Consider the following 15,352-nt stretch of genomic DNA (forward strand, 5'->3'; position numbering starts at 1 on the left):
ATATTCTCCTGACATTCACGCAATACTTGCGTGTTGTTCAATTATGCCCCGGGAGGTTCGGATTGTCTCTGCCCCGTGATCGCGGGAAGCCATTGCGCCAGGAACGGCGCGCGGGGGTTGCCCGTGATTTTCGGCCTGAACGCGAGCAGGGCCTGCAGCACGGCCGAATGGAGTGCCTCACATGATGTCAGGTCAACGGTCGAGCCTGGCATCCGTTGCAGCAGCGCCACCAGCGGCTCCGCATCCTCGACCCGGCAGGGGCCTTCGAGGCGGATGATGGTCCCGTCGCGCACCACGCTCACGCCACGAGCTCCCGGAGGTTCAGAACCATCAGAACCGCGCCATCGGCGAGCACGGTCGTCCCTATGACGCCCGGTGCCCCGGCGAGCAGGCCGTTCAGGGGGCGCACCACTGCGTCCATGCGGTCGATGATCGCGTCCACCGCGAAGCCCACCAGCTCGTCGCCGATGCGCGCCACCAGCACACGCTCGGCCGCAGCGCCGGCCGGCGCCCCTGCACCGACGAGCTCGCCGAGGGAAATGAGGGGAAGGGGGTGGTCCCGGAACAGGAAGGCGCGGCCGGACCTCACCTCGTGGATGCGGTCCTTGGTCACGCGCGTTGTTTCTTCGACATCGGCCAGCGCCACGCCGAACCGGTCCGGGCCGCAGGCGATGACCATCACAGGTGTGAGCAGGGATGTTGCGGGAAGCACGAAGCGCACCGTCGTGCCCCGGCCGGCCTCGCCAAGGATTTCCACCTGCCCGCCCAGGCCGGAGGCCGCGGCGCGTACCACGTCCATGCCCACGCCGCGGCCCGACACCTCGCTGACCGAAGCGGCCGTGGAGAAGCCGGGTGTGAAGATCAGATCGAGGGCGGCGGCATCGCCCAGCGCCTCCGCGACCTCGGGCAGGACGAGGCCACGGGCGACGGCGACCGCGCGGATGCGCGCCGGATCGATGCCCGCGCCATCATCGGTGACCTCGATGACCACGCGGTCTCCATCCGGCCGTGCAGATAGGCGGATGCGGCCCTGCTCGGCCTTGCCGCTCGCGCGCCGCGTCGCCGGCGCCTCGACACCATGGTCCACGGCATTGCGCAGGACGTGGAGCAGAGGATCGAAGAGCCTGTCCACGATGGCCTTGTCCACCTCGGTCTCACGGCCTTCCAGCTCCAGCTCGACGGATTTGGACAAGGAGCGTGCGATGTCCCGGACCAGGCGAGGGAAGCGGTCGAACAGGGGCGACAGGGGGACGAGCCGCACCGTCCCGACTGTTGCGTGAAGATCCCCGACCAGCCGGTCCAGTTGCGCCTGCCGTTCCCGCAGCAATTGGCCGAGAGCGCGGCCGCCGGCGAGTTTCTCCGCCTCGGCGGCCAGCTCCGCGAGCCCGCTCTTCGCGATGACGAGGTCGTCCGCCAGTCCGGCCAGCCGGTCGACGCGCGCAGCATCCACGCGCAAGGTCCGGCGCGCGCTGCCGCCCTCCGCCGCCGGGGCTGCCCGGGCAGGCGCCAGCGTGGCCAACTCCACCTGGTCTCCAACCAGGCGGAGCGCGGCCTGGATCTCCGGACGCGGCGCGGAGGACACGGCTTCGAGGACGAGATTGCAGGCAAACGGATCATAGGATTCGAGCGAACCCCACTCGTCCCGCGGTGAAATCTTGAGCGCCAGGATCGCGGGTACGGCCGCGATGATGGCGAGCGGGTCGTCGCCGGCGAAATAGGCGTCGGGCCGCGGCACGTAGCGAATGGCGGTGCCAGCCAGTCCGGCGAATTCGGGCGGGACGCGCCAATCCGCCGTCGGCGCAGGTTCGGAAGACGATGTCCCGTCCCGGGCGCCGAAGCGCGCGATGGCGGCTTGCGATAGCTGCACGGAGCCCTCAGGCAGCGCACCATCCCGCTCCAGCGCATCGAGCCAGCGGTCCGTCTGGTCCACGGCCTCGACCAAGGCCGCAAAATCGTGGGAACCGGCGGGGCGTCCGCTACGGATGGCCGCGAGCAGGTCTTCGGCTGCGTGAAGCATGGCCCCCATAGGGGCCAGATCGAAGAGGCCGGTGGAGCCCTTGAGGGTGTGGATCGAGCGGAAACAGCCATCCAGTGCCATGGCGTCTCCCGGATCGCGTGCCAGCACGGCGAGCTCGCGTGCCGCATCCGCGACCAGCTCGCGCCCCTCGACCAGGAACTGGGCCATCAGCTCATCGGCCATCGGCATTGTCCGGCCGCTGGAAGACGACGGCATCCTCGAACCGGCGCACGGCGAAGCGATCGCTGATCCGGCTCATGGATTCGGTATGGCCGAGGCAGAGATAACCGCCCGGCGCGAGGCGGTCGTAGAGGTTCTGCGCTGCGATGAGCCGGGATTCGTCGTCGAAATAGATCAGCACGTTGCGGCAGAAGATGACGTCGAAGACCCCGTGCGCCGCGAGACTGGCCCCGTCCACCAGATTGGCCTGGGTGAACGAGACGGATTCCTTCAGGTCCTGAATGATCTCCCGCCGGTCATGGTGGACCGGCCCGAAATAGCTTTCGACCAAGGCGCGCGGCAGGCGCGAGAGTGCGCGCTCTCCGAAGATCCCCTCCTTCGCGGCCTGCAGGGCACGCGTGTCGATGTCGGATCCGACGATCTCGATGTGGTAGGCGTCGACGAGGCGCCAGTTCTCCAGCAACCAAATGGCGATGGAGTAGGCCTCCTCGCCGGTCGAGCAGGGCACGGACCATATGCGGATCCTGTCGCCAGGCCGGCGCGTCCGGATCAGATCCGGCAGGAGGGAGCGGCTGAGGCAGGCTAATTGATGCTCTTCGCGGTAGAAATAAGTCTCGTTCACCGTGAATGCGTTGATCAGCGCCTCGCGCTCCGCCGCCTGTGTCTGCAGGACCTCGAAATAGCCGGCGAAATCGGGCGTGTTGGTGGCGGCCAAGCGGTCCGCCAGGCGGCGTTCGATGTAGTAGCGCTTGCTCTCGCCGAAGATCATCCCCGTCACGCGGTACAGGAAGTCGGAAAGGCGCCGCAGATCGGCCGCCGTCACCAGCGGGGTCGTGCTCTGGCTCACGACGGGGTCACGATCTGCACCAACTGCCGCGCGATGTCTTCGAGGGGCAGGACGTAGTCCGCGCCCCCCGCCCGGACCAGTTCTCCGGGCATGCCCCAGACCACGGCGGTTTCCTCGGCCTCGGCGATGGTCGCGCCGCCCGCTGCGCGTAGCGCCGTCATCGCGGTGGCACCGTCATTGCCCATACCCGTCATCAACACGCCAGCGAGGCGCTCGGCGGGCAGGTGTGCAAGTGCGCTGGACACCAGCCGGTCCACGCTGGGATGCCAACGATGCTCGGCGCTGGAGGGTGTCGGCAGCACGACGGGGCCATCGGCACGCAGGCTCACGATCATGTCCGCGTCGCCACGCGCCATGTAGACGCTGCCGGGGGCGACAGGCGTCGGCCGATCCACATGCGTCACCCTCAGCGCACAGAGCCCGTCGAGCCGCTGGGCGAGGGAGGCGGTGAAGGTCGCCGGCATGTGCTGCGCCACCAGAACGGGGCACGGGAAATCGGCGGGCAGCTTGCCCAGCACCTTTTCGAGCGCTGGCGGGCCACCGGTGGAGGTCCCGATGATGACCATGTCGAGCGGGCGGCCCGTTGCAGGGTTTCGCGGTGGCTGAGGGCCAGGGGCGGGGGGCCGGGGGGCGGGCAGCGAAGGCCGCCGCGCCCGCAGCCGCTCCGCCAGGCGGTGGGAGCGCCGGACCCGGGACAAGGCGGCGGCCCGGACCTTCTCCAGGAGAGCCGGCGCAAGCTCGTGCAGGGCGAGGGTGATCGTGCCGCCGGGCTTGGCCACGATGTCGACAGCGCCGAGGTCCAGTGCTTCCAGCGCCGCATCGGCGCCGTCGGACGTCAGTGAGGAAACCATGACCACCGGCGTCGGGCGCTCGATCATGATGCGATCGAGGCATTCCAGCCCGTTCATGCGGGGCATCTGAACGTCGAGCGTGACGACGTCGGGATGGAAGGCGTGCAAACGCTCCAGCGCCTCGACGCCATCGCGGGCGAGGGCGATCTCGAAGCCGCCCGCTTCGCGGAAGATGTCGCCCAGGACACGGCGCATCAGGGCGGAATCGTCGGCGATGAGAAGCTTGATCACGGGTCGCGGGAACTCGATGCGAGATCGCTCAGCAGGTCGGCCTCCGCGCGGTCGAGCAGCACGGCAGGATCGATCACCAGGACGACCTCGCCCTCCCGGTCGAGGCGCGCGGCCCGGCGGAAGAGGGGATGGCCGCCCTCTGACAAGTCGGGCGCGGGCATCAGGTCCTCCGCCTCGACTTCCAGGATCTCGGACGCGGCGTCCACCACGAAGCCCGCCTGAAGGGGACCTATCGTGAGAACGACGACGCGCCCGCCGCTGGATTCTCCTTCCACGGCGAAGCGGCGCCGCTGGTCGATGAGGGGGATCACGCGGCCACGGAGATTCATCACGCCGCGCACATAGGCGGGAGCCTTGGGCAGCCTGGTCGGCGTTGCCGGCATCCGCACGACCTCGTCCACAGCTTCCAGCGCCAGGGCGTAGGCCTCGGGGCCAAGCCGGATCACGAGGAAGCGCTCGCGCTGCGAGGAGGATGCGCTGCGGGCCACGGCTTCGTCCTTGTTCTGTTCCGTGGCGCCCAGCAGCTTCGCCACACGCTCATCCGCCAGGACGCGCTCCGGCGCCAGGATGGAGACGAGGCCGCGCTCGTCGGCCAGCCGCAGCACGAGGTCGATCCGCGCCTCGCCGCCTGCCTTGTTGAAGAGACTCGGCGCCGGCGAGAGGCGTTCGCGGGGCGCGCGGAGGATGGTGTCGACGCGGTCCACCACCAGGGCCAGCAAATGCCCACCGACGCGCGCGACGATCACGCGATCGGCCGATGTCGGCGCGCGGGTCGGCAGGCCCAGGAGTCTTCGCAGCGACAGGGCCGGCAGGATGCGGTCGCGCCATGGAAAGACGCCGAGCAGAACATCCTCGGAATGCGGCAACGCCGTCAGCGAAGCCGGCAGCGCCAGCACCTCGGCCACCGCATCCAGCGGCAGGCCGTAATCCTGGCCGGACAGGGCGAAGGCCAGGAAGGCCAGGTCCGCGGCCGCATCCGTGGTCCTGGCCTCTCGCCTCGCCGGCAGCCCCCGGTCCTGGCCGCGGAAAGCCCCCAGGCGCTCCCGCAGGACGCTTCCGAGGTCCAGCCATCGGCCGCCATCCTCTTCGCCGACCAGAACGCGGTCGCCGGGCTCCGCCTTATCGGTCTGGACGGAGCGCAGCGCCTGGATCGCATCGACCGCCAAGGCCACCAGCGGATCGTGACGCAGCACTACGATCTGCTCGGCCGTCGCAGCGGCGCCTTCCCCTTCCAGCAGGCCGCGCAGCGACACGACGGGCAGGACCGTGCCTCGCAGATGCGTGACGCCGAGCAGGACAGGAGGGGCGTTGGGAACGCGGGTGATCCGCGGCCTCCGGATCACCTCGGCGATCTGGCTGGCCGGCAACGCCACCTGGGCTTGGCCAGCCCTGACCGTGAGTCGCTGGCTTTCGCGCTCCACGTCTCAGCCTTTGGCCGAGCTGTGCAACTCACCGGCGAGCAGCGCGATTTCCTCGATCGCGGCGGCCAAGCCCTCCGCGCCCTGGGACTGCTGGCGGGCGGCCGTCGCGGCTTGTGCGGCGGCGCGGCTCGCCTCTTCCGCGGCGGCCGCGATCTGGGTCATGCCGGCGAGGACCTGCCCGCTGGCAGCCAGGATCGCCTCGCTTCCGCGCGCGACGTCGTTCGCGCCATTCTTGAGCGCGGTGGTTTCGGCTTCCATCGCCGCCATTCTGCCGTCGATGGTGCGGTTTCTTTCCACCTCCGCCTCGCTGAGCGCCGAGATCTGGTCGATGTCCCGGCGCACGCGGCTGATCTGCGCGACGATCGTGGAGACGAGGTCGCGCGCCAGGTCGGCGTTCTGCGCGGCGTCCCGCGCCAAGCTGCGGATGTCGCCCGAGACCAGGGCGAAGCCCCGGCCTTCCTCGCCGGCGCGCGCGGCCTCCATGGCGCCGCTGGTCGCGAGCAGGGTCGTCTGCACCGCAATCAGGGCGAGACCGTCGACAATCCTGCCGATCGCGCCGGCCTCGGCCTCCATGCGCTCGATGATGGCCTGAACCGACAGATTCTCCTCGAGGGCGGAGGCCACGCCCGCGATGAGCGCACCGACAGCGGTTCGCCCCCCGGCAATGAGCTCCGCGACAGCGGCCGCGCGGCCCGCGGCGGCTTGGGCGGCTGAGGAGGAGGCGCGGGCCGACCTCTCGATCTGCGCCATGGCGGCGCCCGCCTGTTGAGTGGCAGCGGCCTGCGTCTGCGCGCCACGGCTGATCTGGTCCACGGCGACGAGGATCTCCCCAGCCGAGCCGGAGAGTTCCTGCACCATGGCCGAGAGCTGTTCCGCGGCGGCGGCCACCTCCTGGACGGCTTCGGCCTGGCCATCGCCCTTGACCAGCTGTTCCGTCATCTCGGCGAGCGTGGAAGAGGCGAGCTGGCTCTGCTCCAGCGATTGCCCCTGCTGCTGCACGGCGCGCTGTGCCTCCGCAGCGGCGGAGGCCTGCTCCTCGGCCGCGCTGGAGACGCTTTCGGCTCCGCGCCGCGTCTCGCTGGCGGCGGTTGCCGCTTCGACGGACGCGATCAGGATCGACTGGCTCTCCCCGGCGAGAGTCGCCATCTCCTTTTGCACGACGCCCAGCATCTCCGAAACGCGGGACGCGGCCTTGGCCTCGGTCTCCGCCCGGTCGGCGGCGGACCGGAGCCGGGTGGCGACTTCCCGTACGCTGGCCGCAATGCCATCGGCCTGGCCCTGGATGTCCAGCGAGCGCCGCTCGGCCGTCTGGGCCAGGCCTCGGACTTCATCCGCCACGACGGCGAAGCCGCGGCCTTGGTCACCGGCACGGGCGGCCTCGATGGCGGCGTTCAGGGCGAGCAGGTTCGTCTGATCCGCGATGTCCGCGACACCCTGGGTAATCTCGCCGATCCGCGCCGCGTGCGCTTCCAGCGCAGCCACCACTTCGACGCTGCCCCGCTGCCGATGGGCGGCGATGCCCACGGCGCGGATGGAGGATTCAATCGCGGTGCCTGTCTGCGTGAGAAGGACCTGCATGGCCTCGGTACGCTGGCGCGATGCCTCCGCCTTCTCTCGCGCTTCGCCGAATGATCTTGCCATCGAGACCACGGAGGCAAGGGATTCATGCGCCGCTCCTGCCGCTTCTTCCGCGCCCGTCGCGATCTGGCCGAGCGCGCGCCGAAGTTCCTCGACGGCGGCGGCCGCCTCGGTGACGCCTCCCGCGAGCTCGAAGCTTGCGGCTGCCATTCGTTCACCCGCGGTTTGCTGGCGGGAGAATGTCTTGCGGCTCGGCGGGGCGACGACGCTCTTGGCCGGAGCGGGCTGCGCCGGTTCCGCAGGGCCTGTCTTCGGCTGCCGCGCCAGCGTCGTCGTTTTCACCAGAGGCATATCCGATCCTTGTCGCCGCGTGCCGACCTGAGCGCCAGCGGTCATGCCGCGCTGTCACCCGTGATTGGCGATACATTCAAACATGTTTGTTCGCGAGCGCCCATGAGCCGGAAAAGGCGGTTCGGATTCTGATCCATGCGAATATGGGAAGCTATGGCCCGCCTTGATCATCGGCAGACGATGCCGGATAGGCTGTCGAGACCCGACTGGCCGGAGACACGATGACTGCTACCGATACGACAGATGGAGGTTCACGCCGGCCCGGCGAGAAGACGATCCTCTTCGTCGAGGACGAGTTGATCATCTCCATGGTCGGCAGCGCGATGATAGCGGATCTGGGCTACACCGTCCTGCAGGCGAGTTCCGGGGCGGAGGCCCTGAGGCTGTTGGACGAGCGCCCTGTCGATCTCCTCATCACAGATCTGTCCATGCCGGGCATGGATGGCGCCGAACTCGCGCGCATCGCCCGCGACAGGCAGCCCGGCCTGCCCGTGCTCGTGGCGACGGGATACTCGGAACTCCCTTCGGGCCTCGACGCGAATCTCAGCTTTCTTCGCAAGCCCTACGAAAAGAGCCGGTTGCAGGCCGCGATCCAGAAGGCCCTGGACGCGCCCGGCTGATGCCCGGATTTTGACGCCCGGCCGCTTAGCTGCTCAGTGCGTCTTGCGATCGCCCTTGTCGCCCTGGCCGGGCTTGGCCGCCGTCTTGGCCTTCCGCCGGCGGTCGGCCGTCAGGGAGCGCCCGACATCCTCCACCTCCTTGAAGCGCCCATTCTTGTCCCGGCGCACGTAGCGCTTGTCGGTCCCCGTATCGATAAGTTCGCGCTTGGCTGGCATGACGGTCCTCCTGCGTGCTGTTCTCAACGTATGGGAGATCGGCGCGTTTCCCCGCCATGTCCCTTGGGTCCGCCGGATTGAAGATCGCCACCTTCAATATCAACAACGTCCTGCGGAGGCTCCCCAACCTCCTGGCCTGGCTGACCGAGAGCGAGCCGGATATCGTGTGTCTTCAGGAGCTCAAGACGCCGCAAACCGCCCTCCCCGCCGGGGCTCTCCGAGATGCCGGGTATCACGCGGCCTGGCATGGGCAGCAGACGTGGAACGGCGTTGCCATCCTGTGCCGCGGCGCCGAGCCAGTCGTCACCCGCAGTGCGCTCCCCGGCGACCCACGGGATGCCCAGGCTCGCTATATCGAGGCCGCTGTCCGTGGGGTCATCGTGGGCTGCCTTTACGCGCCCAATGGCAATCCGCATCCCGGGCCCAAGTTCGACTACAAGCTCGCGTGGATGGAACGGCTTGCGGCCCATGCCGCCACGCTCCTGGCATCGGGGGCGCCCGTCGTGCTCGCCGGCGACTACAACGTGGTGCCGACGGATGCCGACATCTACGCCGTGCGCTCCTGGGCGCGGGACGCCCTTCTGCAGCCCGCGCCCCGGGCTGCCTTCCGCCGCTTGCTCGACCAGGGATGGACGGATGCGTTGGGCGCCCTGCACCCGGACCACGCGCCCTATACGTTTTGGGACTACAAGCGAGAGGCTTGGCCGCGCGACGCAGGCCTTCGTATCGATCATCTGCTGGTGAGCCCCTCTTTGCAGCCCCGGCTGGCGGCGGGCGGCGTGGACCGCGATGTTCGTGGCCGGGAGGGCGCCAGCGATCACGCGCCGGCCTGGATCGAGCTGGCGCCCGGGACACACAGGCGATCAGGCCGCGGCATGCGTCGGACCAAAGGCTGACAACCCGCGCCAGTGTCCGACTCCGGTATGGAAATGCGGTTGGTCATGCATGGAGAACCTTACGCAGCGACGCCTCGATGCGGCCGCCGCAATAGGCTTCGCCGTATTTTTCCCGGCTTTGTGCTGCCAGCCGCGAGAGGGGAGGCAATGCGCTGACCCGTCGGGCGAGGGCTGCCGTCACGGGCGCCGCTTCCTTCATGATCGCACCGATGTGGGGGAAGCGGTCGCTCATAGTCGACCAAAGGGTGGCCGTGACGACGTCCGCGACGCCCGCCGCTTCCCCGCCCAGCAGAAAGCCGGAGTTGCGCTTCAGCCCATGGCGCCGGCCCATCTCTTCCCAGAGCGACATCCACTTCTTCAGCCGCGGGACGAAGTCCTGCCAGCGCGTGTCCGTCCACATCTGGCGGCCGCCGTCGAGGGTGATCTCGTCGATCACGTCGTTGGCGTCGTGGACGACCTTCATGGTCAGGGCGCGCAGGGCAGGGGTGGCGGGCATGAGGTCCAGCGTCTCGCCGAGATAGAGGATGATCGCCGGCATCTGGGCGATGGCGACGTCCGCCTTCCTGTCAATCAGCAGGGGCGGCCCCATGAACGGAACGGGCATGCGCTTGACTGGACCGGCCATCAGTTCGGAGATGGCGGCATCCCCGGCTTCGGTCCATTCCTTGCCGGCATGGGCCAGGACGGCGCGGACGAATTGGCCGCGGAACGGCACGGACCAGTAGTACAGATCGTAATCAGGCATCTTCGGCGCTCCGCGTGGGTTGGATGCTCGTCAACAACGCCGGCCAAGGTCAGGAGTTCGAAGCGCCATGGAGCCGAACCGCCGCGGGTACCGCCTTTCGGGCCTGGATAGGGGCCTCGATAGGATGCGGCGGTGACCCTCACGCGGCGCTTCTCGCTGGCCTTGCCCTTGCTGCCGCTGCGCGCCGCGGCGGCGGGTCCGCGACTTCGCGTCGGCTCGAAGAACTTCACGGAGCAGCTCGTCGTCGGTGAGCTCTATGCCCAGGCGCTCGAAGCCATAGGAGCGACGGTCGAACGGCGCCTCAACCTGGGCGGCACGGCCATCGCGCAGAATGCGCTGCTGAACGGCGAGATCGACCTCTATCCGGAATACACTGGCACTGGCCTTGGCGTGGTGCTGAAGGAGCCCACGGAGGGCGACGCGGCTACCCTCCTGGCCCGGGTCCGTGCCGGCTATGCCGAGCGCTTCGGCCTGCAATGGATCGCGCCCTCCGGCATCGACAACGGCAATGTGCTTCTGGTGACCGCGGATACGGCGCGACGGCTCGGTCTCGCGACCCTGTCGGACCTGTCCGGGGCCGCGCCCCGTCTGACCCTCGCCGCCGGAAATGAATTCGCCGACAGGGCGGACGGCCTGCCGGGCCTGCGTCGCGTCTACGGCATGGAGTTCCGCCGCCTGAGGCAATTCGCCGCTCTCGGCCTGCGCTATGCGGCGCTGGCGCATGGCCAGGCGGATGTCGTGAACGCCTATGCCACGGACTGGCAGATCGCCGCCCGAGGCTACGTCTCGCTGCGCGACGACCGCGGGCTCTGGCCGGCCTATCAGCTCTGCGCGGTGGTCCGGGACGCGGTTCGGCGCGAGGTGCCCGGCCTCGAGGAGGCCTTGGCCGCGGTTGGGCGGCGGCTCGACAATTCGGTGATGCAGCGGCTCAACCGCGAGGTGGACCAGGACGGCGACGAGCCGCGCGAGGTCGCGCGTCGCTTCCTCGGCTCACAACGGCCGGCCTGATGCGCTGGACCAGCCGAAACCTCGACACCATCGCCGTGGCGATGCTCACTCATCTGGAGCTGGTGCTCGCGGCGCTCGTCATCGCCATGGCCCTGGCCCTGCCGCTCGGGCTGCTGGCGGCGGGGCGGCCGCGGCTCAGCGCTTGGCTGCTCGGCAGCGCGGGCCTGCTCTACAGCCTGCCGACCCTGGCCGTCTTCGCGCTGCTCGTACCCGTGCTGGGCTTGGGCTTCGCCCCGGCGCTGGTGGCGCTGATTACCTATGCCCTGCCAGTGCTGTTGCGCGCCGTGGTCGCTGGCATCGCCGCCGTGCCGATACCCGTGACCGAGGCGGCAACTGGAATGGGACTCAGCCCCTGGCAAAGGCGATGGCGCGTGGAGCTGCCGCTTGCCCTGCCCGTGGTGCTCGGCGGGCTGCGCGTCGCCTCGGCCACCGTCGTCTCCGCTGCGACGGTCGCGGCCTACATCAGCGCCGGCGGCCTGGGCACGCTGATCCTCACCGGGCTGGATCAGGGACATACGGAGAAGATCCTGGTGGGGGCCTTCCTGGTCTCGGCCCTCGCCCTGGTGCTGGACCAGGCTTTCGGCGCTTTGCAGCGCCGCCTCCCGGCGACCGCCTGATGCAGATGCTGGGCGCCATGCTTTCCTGGCTGACGGCCCATCCAGCGGCCTTCACCGGCGCGGTCGGCGAGCATCTGCTGCTGTCGGTCGTGGGGCTGGCGCTCGGGATCGCGGTGGCGGTGCCGCTTGGCCTGGCGGTCGCGCATCGGCCGCGCCTGGCGGAGCTTGCCATCGCTTCCTCCGGCCTGTTGCGCACGGTGCCGAGCCTGGCTGTCCTCGCCGCGCTGCTGCCGCTGCTGGGTGTGGGCTTCACGCCTTCCGTGATTGCGCTGGCTCTGGTCGCTGTGCCGCCGGTGCTGGTCAACCTCCTGGCCGGGCTGCGCGCGGCGGATCCCGCGGCGGTCGCGGCAGCCAGGGGGATTGGCATGTCGCCGGGACAGGTCCTCTTCCGCGTGGAACTGCCGCTGGCGCTGCCGTTGCTCTTCTCGGGGCTGCGGGTCGCGGCGGTGCAGGTCGTGTCCGCCGCCGCGCTGGCGACCTTCATTGGCGGCGGCGGGCTCGGGGACCTCGTCACGCAGGGGCTGGCGCTGCTGGACACCGGGCGGATGCTGCTCGGTGCCGCGTCTATCGCCGCGCTCGCCTTGCTGACCGAGGCGGGTTTCGGCCTTCTCGAAAGACGGCTGCAGCAGAGGGTTGGCGCATGATCCGGCTGGAAGGCCTCACGAAGAAGTGGCCGGGCGCCGCCAGGGCGGCCGTGAAGGACGTCACGCTGGAGGTGCCGGAAGGAAGCTGCTGCGCGCTGATCGGCCCCTCCGGCTGCGGCAAGACGACGACGCTTCGCATGGTAAACCGCCTGGTCGAGCCGACGGCCGGGTGCGTGTGGATCGCGGGCGAGGATGCCCTCAGGCAGGATCCCGTCCTGCTCCGCCGTCGCATCGGCTATGTGATCCAGGAGGTCGGTCTCTTTCCCCATCGCAGCATTGCCGAGAACGTCGCGACCGTGCCGGTGCTGCTGGGCTGGGACGCCACGCGGATCCAGGCCCGCGTGGCGGAGGTGCTGGAACGGGTCGGTCTGCCGCCCGCGCGTTTCGCGGACCGGCGGCCCCACGAGCTCTCGGGCGGCGAGCGCCAGCGGGTGGGCGTGGCCCGCGCGCTGGCGGGGGACCCCCCGGTGCTGCTGATGGACGAGCCCTTCGGCGCGGTGGATCCGCTGCGCCGCCGGCAGCTTCAGGACGAGGTGCTGAAGCTGCTGCGGGAACTGGGCAAGACCGTGCTCCTCGTGACGCATGATGTCGGCGAGGCGATGCGGCTCGGCGACGCGGTGGCGATCCTGCGGGACGGCGCGCTCGTGCAGCACGCCCCGCCGGCGGAGCTGCTGGCCCGGCCGGTGGATGCCTTCGTGGCGGACTTCCTGGGAACGGATCGCGCGCTGACCCGGCTTGGCCTGTTCCCCGCGAGCGTGGCGCGCGGCGATGCGGCCGCGGCCGGTGCGCCCCTGCCCGAGCGAGCGACCCTCCGGGACGCGCTCTCCCAGATGCTGGCCCGCGGCGCGCGCTCCGTGCCCCTCGAGGGCGGCGGATCGGTCAGCCTGGATGCCGTGCTGGAGAGGGCCGCGACCTGATCAGGCTTCCAGGAGCCAGACGGAGAACAGCGCTTCCGGGTCCGTCCACATCCGCCGTGGCTGCCAGCCCGCGCTGGCCGCCAGCGCGCTCAGGCGCTCGGGACGGTATTTATGGCTGCTCTCGGTGTGGATGCTCTCACCAGCCGCGAAGCGGAAGCGGCGCCCGCCCAGCTCCACGCTCTGGGCCCGCTGCGCGACGAGGTGCATCTCGATCCGCTCCAACTCGGGATTCCAGCGCGCCTCATGGCGAAAGGCGCCAAGGTCGAAATCGGCGCCGGCCTCGCGGTTCAGCCGGCTCAGCAGATTGAGGTCGAAGGCCGCGGTGACGCCGGCCGCATCGTCATAGGCGGCCTCCAGCACCGCCGTGTCCTTCACGAGATCGGCGCCAAGCAGCATCCGCGCGCCCGGCCGGAGACTGGCGCGGGCCCGGCGCAGGAAGGCCACCGCATCGCGAGGCTCGAAATTGCCGATGGTCGAGCCGGGGAAGAAGCCCAGATGAGTCCGGCTGCCGGCCGCGCGGCCCGCGAGCTCGAAGGGCAGGGTAAAATCGGCCACCACGGGCCGCACCCGCAGCGCCGGGAAGGCGGCGCTCACGCGGGCGGCCGCGGCTTCGAGCCACTCCGGGGCGATATCGACCGGGAGATAGGCGGCGGGCGCCTCCAGGGCACCCAGCAGCTGCACGGCCTTCGCGCCATCCCCGGGGCCGAACTCGATGACGGCGGCGCCGGTCCCGATCGCCTCGGCAATCTCGCCGCCGCTTTCCTCCAGGATCCGCATCTCGGTGCGCGTGGGGTAGTATTCCGGCAGGCGCGTGATGGCCTCGAAGAGGCGGCTTCCTTCGGAATCATAGAGCCACTTGCAGGGCAGGGTCTTCTGCGCGCCGGAGAGGCCGGCAAGGGCGTCGGCCTGGAGCGCGGCGGCCTGCGCCGAAACGGCATCCTGTGCGAAAGCTATGCTCATGCCAGGTCCTCCGCGAGCCGTAGGCCGGTGAACTGCCATCGGGCGCTGGGTGGGAAGAAATTGCGGTAGCTCGGCCGCGAATGCCCGGGCGGTGTCGCCAGCGAGCCTCCGCGCAGCACCATCTGGCCGACCATGAACTTGCCGTTGTACTCGCCGACGGCGCCGGCCCAGGGCGTGAAGCCGGGGTAGGGGCGATAGGCGCTGCCGGTCCATTGCCAGGCGGTGTCCGCCAGCTCGGAGAAGCCGGGACGCGCCGAGGCGGCCTCCCACTCCTGCTCGGTCGGCAGGCGCTTGCCGGCCCAGCGCGCGAAGGCGTCCGCTTCGTACCACGAGATGTGCCGCACCGGCAGATCAGGATCGACGGGCCGCAGGCCGCCCAGGCCGAATTGCGACCAGGCGCCGTCGCGGCCCTCCCAGTACATCGGCGCTTCCCAGCCCTCGGCCTGGCAGGCGGCCCAGCCGTCGCTCATCCAGAGGAGAGGCTGGCGATAGCCGCCGTCCTCCATGAAGGCGAGCCATTCCCCGTTCCGGACGAGCCGGTCCGCCAGCCGGAAGGGCGCGAGGTAGGTGCGATGGCGCGGCGCCTCGTTGTCGAAGGCGAAGCCCCCGCCGGCATGGCCGATCTCCACCACGCCCTCCGGGCCTTCGAGCATGGCGGGGGTGCCGCGGGCGGCGGCAGGCTCGCGCCAGGCGGGATCATAGGCCGGGCGCAGCGGGTTGCCCGATAAGGCGTGGAGAATGTCTGTGAGCAGGAGCTCCTGGTGCTGCTCCTCGTGATGCAGGCCAAGCTCGATCAGTGGCAGCGCTTCTTCTGGTGGATCGCGGAGCAGCTGCGCCATCGCCGCATCCACCGTCGCGCGATAGGCGGCGACCTCCGCGTGGCCGGGGCGGGTCAGGATGCCGCGCTGCGGCCGCGCGTGACGAGGGCCGGCGGCGACGTAATAGGAGTTGAAGAGTACCGCGAAATTTTCGTCGACGCGGCGATAGCCCGGCAGGAAGGGCAGCAGCAGGAAGGTCTCGAAGAACCAGGTCGTGTGCGCGCGATGCCATTTCGTCGGGCTCGCATCCGGCATCGACTGGACGACCTGGTCCTCCGGCGAGAGGGGGGCTGCCAGTGTATCGGTCCGCGCGCGGACATGGGCATACCTTTCGGCCAGCCACGGGGTGGTCTCGGTGCCCCTTTGGGTGATGACGTTCATGGGGACGCGTTTCCTCCCAAGATCGAGGTGCGGTCGGCCGAGGCTGAAGGTTGA

General features: G+C 69.8%; 16 protein-coding genes. 6 read left to right on the forward strand and 10 right to left on the reverse strand.

All coding sequences use genetic code 11. The features are described from left to right. Positions 1-41: 41 nt before the first annotated feature. From WJM96_RS15530 to WJM96_RS15555, 6 genes are read right to left on the reverse strand one after another with little or no spacing between them, the layout of a single operon-like run. Positions 42-302 carry a hypothetical protein gene (locus WJM96_RS15530; RefSeq protein WP_424813427.1) on the reverse strand — a complete coding sequence of 87 codons (261 nt, stop codon included), beginning with the start codon at positions 300-302 and terminating at the stop codon, positions 42-44. Continuing rightward, positions 299-2,200: a chemotaxis protein CheA gene (locus WJM96_RS15535; RefSeq protein WP_424813428.1), complete on the reverse strand. Its 1,902-nt coding sequence runs from the start codon at positions 2,198-2,200 to the stop codon at positions 299-301. Before WJM96_RS15535 ends, WJM96_RS15530 begins: the two co-directional genes overlap by 4 nt. Continuing rightward, positions 2,190-3,044, reverse strand: a complete 855-nt coding sequence (locus tag WJM96_RS15540; protein WP_424813429.1) for a CheR family methyltransferase — start codon at positions 3,042-3,044, stop codon at positions 2,190-2,192. The genes WJM96_RS15535 and WJM96_RS15540 overlap by 11 nt, the downstream gene beginning before the upstream one ends. Continuing rightward, positions 3,041-4,126, reverse strand: a complete 1,086-nt coding sequence (cheB, locus tag WJM96_RS15545) for a chemotaxis-specific protein-glutamate methyltransferase CheB (RefSeq protein ID WP_424813430.1) — start codon at positions 4,124-4,126, stop codon at positions 3,041-3,043. Before cheB ends, WJM96_RS15540 begins: the two co-directional genes overlap by 4 nt. Beyond that, positions 4,123-5,547 (reverse strand): chemotaxis protein CheW, encoded by a 1,425-nt coding sequence (locus WJM96_RS15550; protein WP_424813431.1) that lies wholly within the window; start codon positions 5,545-5,547, stop codon positions 4,123-4,125. Before WJM96_RS15550 ends, cheB begins: the two co-directional genes overlap by 4 nt. 3 nt (positions 5,548-5,550) lie before the next feature. After that, the gene (locus WJM96_RS15555) at positions 5,551-7,335 is read right to left on the reverse strand and encodes a methyl-accepting chemotaxis protein (RefSeq protein ID WP_424813432.1); all 1,785 of its coding nucleotides are present in this window, start codon (positions 7,333-7,335) and stop codon (positions 5,551-5,553) included. A 362-nt stretch (positions 7,336-7,697) separates the two neighbouring features. On the opposite strand from WJM96_RS15555, the gene WJM96_RS15560 reads away from it, so the two are divergent. Further along, a complete protein-coding gene (locus tag WJM96_RS15560; protein WP_424813433.1) occupies positions 7,698-8,096 on the forward strand; it encodes a response regulator in 399 nt (132 codons plus the stop codon). 33 nt (positions 8,097-8,129) lie between these two features. Here the strand turns inward: WJM96_RS15560 and WJM96_RS15565 are convergent, their stop codons facing one another. Beyond that, complete coding sequence (locus tag WJM96_RS15565; protein ID WP_424813434.1) at positions 8,130-8,312, reverse strand: hypothetical protein; 183 nt, start codon at positions 8,310-8,312, stop codon at positions 8,130-8,132. A gap of 56 nt (positions 8,313-8,368) precedes the next feature. Between WJM96_RS15565 and WJM96_RS15570 the strand changes: the two genes are divergently transcribed. Next, positions 8,369-9,208, forward strand: coding sequence for an exodeoxyribonuclease III (locus tag WJM96_RS15570; protein WP_424813435.1), 840 nt, complete (start codon positions 8,369-8,371; stop codon positions 9,206-9,208). Between the two features lie 43 nt (positions 9,209-9,251). Here WJM96_RS15570 and WJM96_RS15575 read toward each other — a convergent pair whose 3' ends face one another. Beyond that, positions 9,252-9,953, reverse strand: a complete 702-nt coding sequence (locus WJM96_RS15575; RefSeq protein WP_424813436.1) for a glutathione S-transferase — start codon at positions 9,951-9,953, stop codon at positions 9,252-9,254. A 132-nt stretch (positions 9,954-10,085) separates the two neighbouring features. Between WJM96_RS15575 and WJM96_RS15580 the strand changes: the two genes are divergently transcribed. From WJM96_RS15580 to WJM96_RS15595, 4 genes are read left to right on the forward strand one after another with little or no spacing between them, the layout of a single operon-like run. Next, positions 10,086-10,961 carry a glycine betaine ABC transporter substrate-binding protein gene (locus WJM96_RS15580; protein ID WP_424813437.1) on the forward strand — a complete coding sequence of 292 codons (876 nt, stop codon included), beginning with the start codon at positions 10,086-10,088 and terminating at the stop codon, positions 10,959-10,961. Beyond that, positions 10,961-11,578 carry an ABC transporter permease gene (locus tag WJM96_RS15585; protein ID WP_424813438.1) on the forward strand — a complete coding sequence of 206 codons (618 nt, stop codon included), beginning with the start codon at positions 10,961-10,963 and terminating at the stop codon, positions 11,576-11,578. Before WJM96_RS15580 ends, WJM96_RS15585 begins: the two co-directional genes overlap by 1 nt. Continuing rightward, positions 11,578-12,222 carry an ABC transporter permease gene (locus WJM96_RS15590; RefSeq protein ID WP_424813439.1) on the forward strand — a complete coding sequence of 215 codons (645 nt, stop codon included), beginning with the start codon at positions 11,578-11,580 and terminating at the stop codon, positions 12,220-12,222. Before WJM96_RS15585 ends, WJM96_RS15590 begins: the two co-directional genes overlap by 1 nt. Further along, the gene (locus WJM96_RS15595; RefSeq protein WP_424813440.1) at positions 12,219-13,139 is read left to right on the forward strand and encodes an ABC transporter ATP-binding protein; all 921 of its coding nucleotides are present in this window, start codon (positions 12,219-12,221) and stop codon (positions 13,137-13,139) included. The genes WJM96_RS15590 and WJM96_RS15595 overlap by 4 nt, the downstream gene beginning before the upstream one ends. Here WJM96_RS15595 and egtD read toward each other — a convergent pair whose 3' ends face one another. Together egtD and egtB are read right to left on the reverse strand one after the other, a co-directional pair. Further along, entirely contained in the window at positions 13,140-14,099 is a 960-nt protein-coding gene (gene egtD, locus WJM96_RS15600; RefSeq protein ID WP_424813441.1) for an L-histidine N(alpha)-methyltransferase, read from the reverse strand. It lies immediately after the preceding gene. Further along, positions 14,096-15,298, reverse strand: coding sequence for an ergothioneine biosynthesis protein EgtB (gene egtB / locus WJM96_RS15605; protein ID WP_424813442.1), 1,203 nt, complete (start codon positions 15,296-15,298; stop codon positions 14,096-14,098). Before egtB ends, egtD begins: the two co-directional genes overlap by 4 nt. Positions 15,299-15,352: the final 54 nt, after the last annotated feature.

Origin of the sequence: Roseococcus sp. YIM B11640 (genome assembly GCF_049727625.1) — a bacterium.
Classification (GTDB): Bacteria; Pseudomonadota; Alphaproteobacteria; order Acetobacterales; family Acetobacteraceae; genus Roseococcus.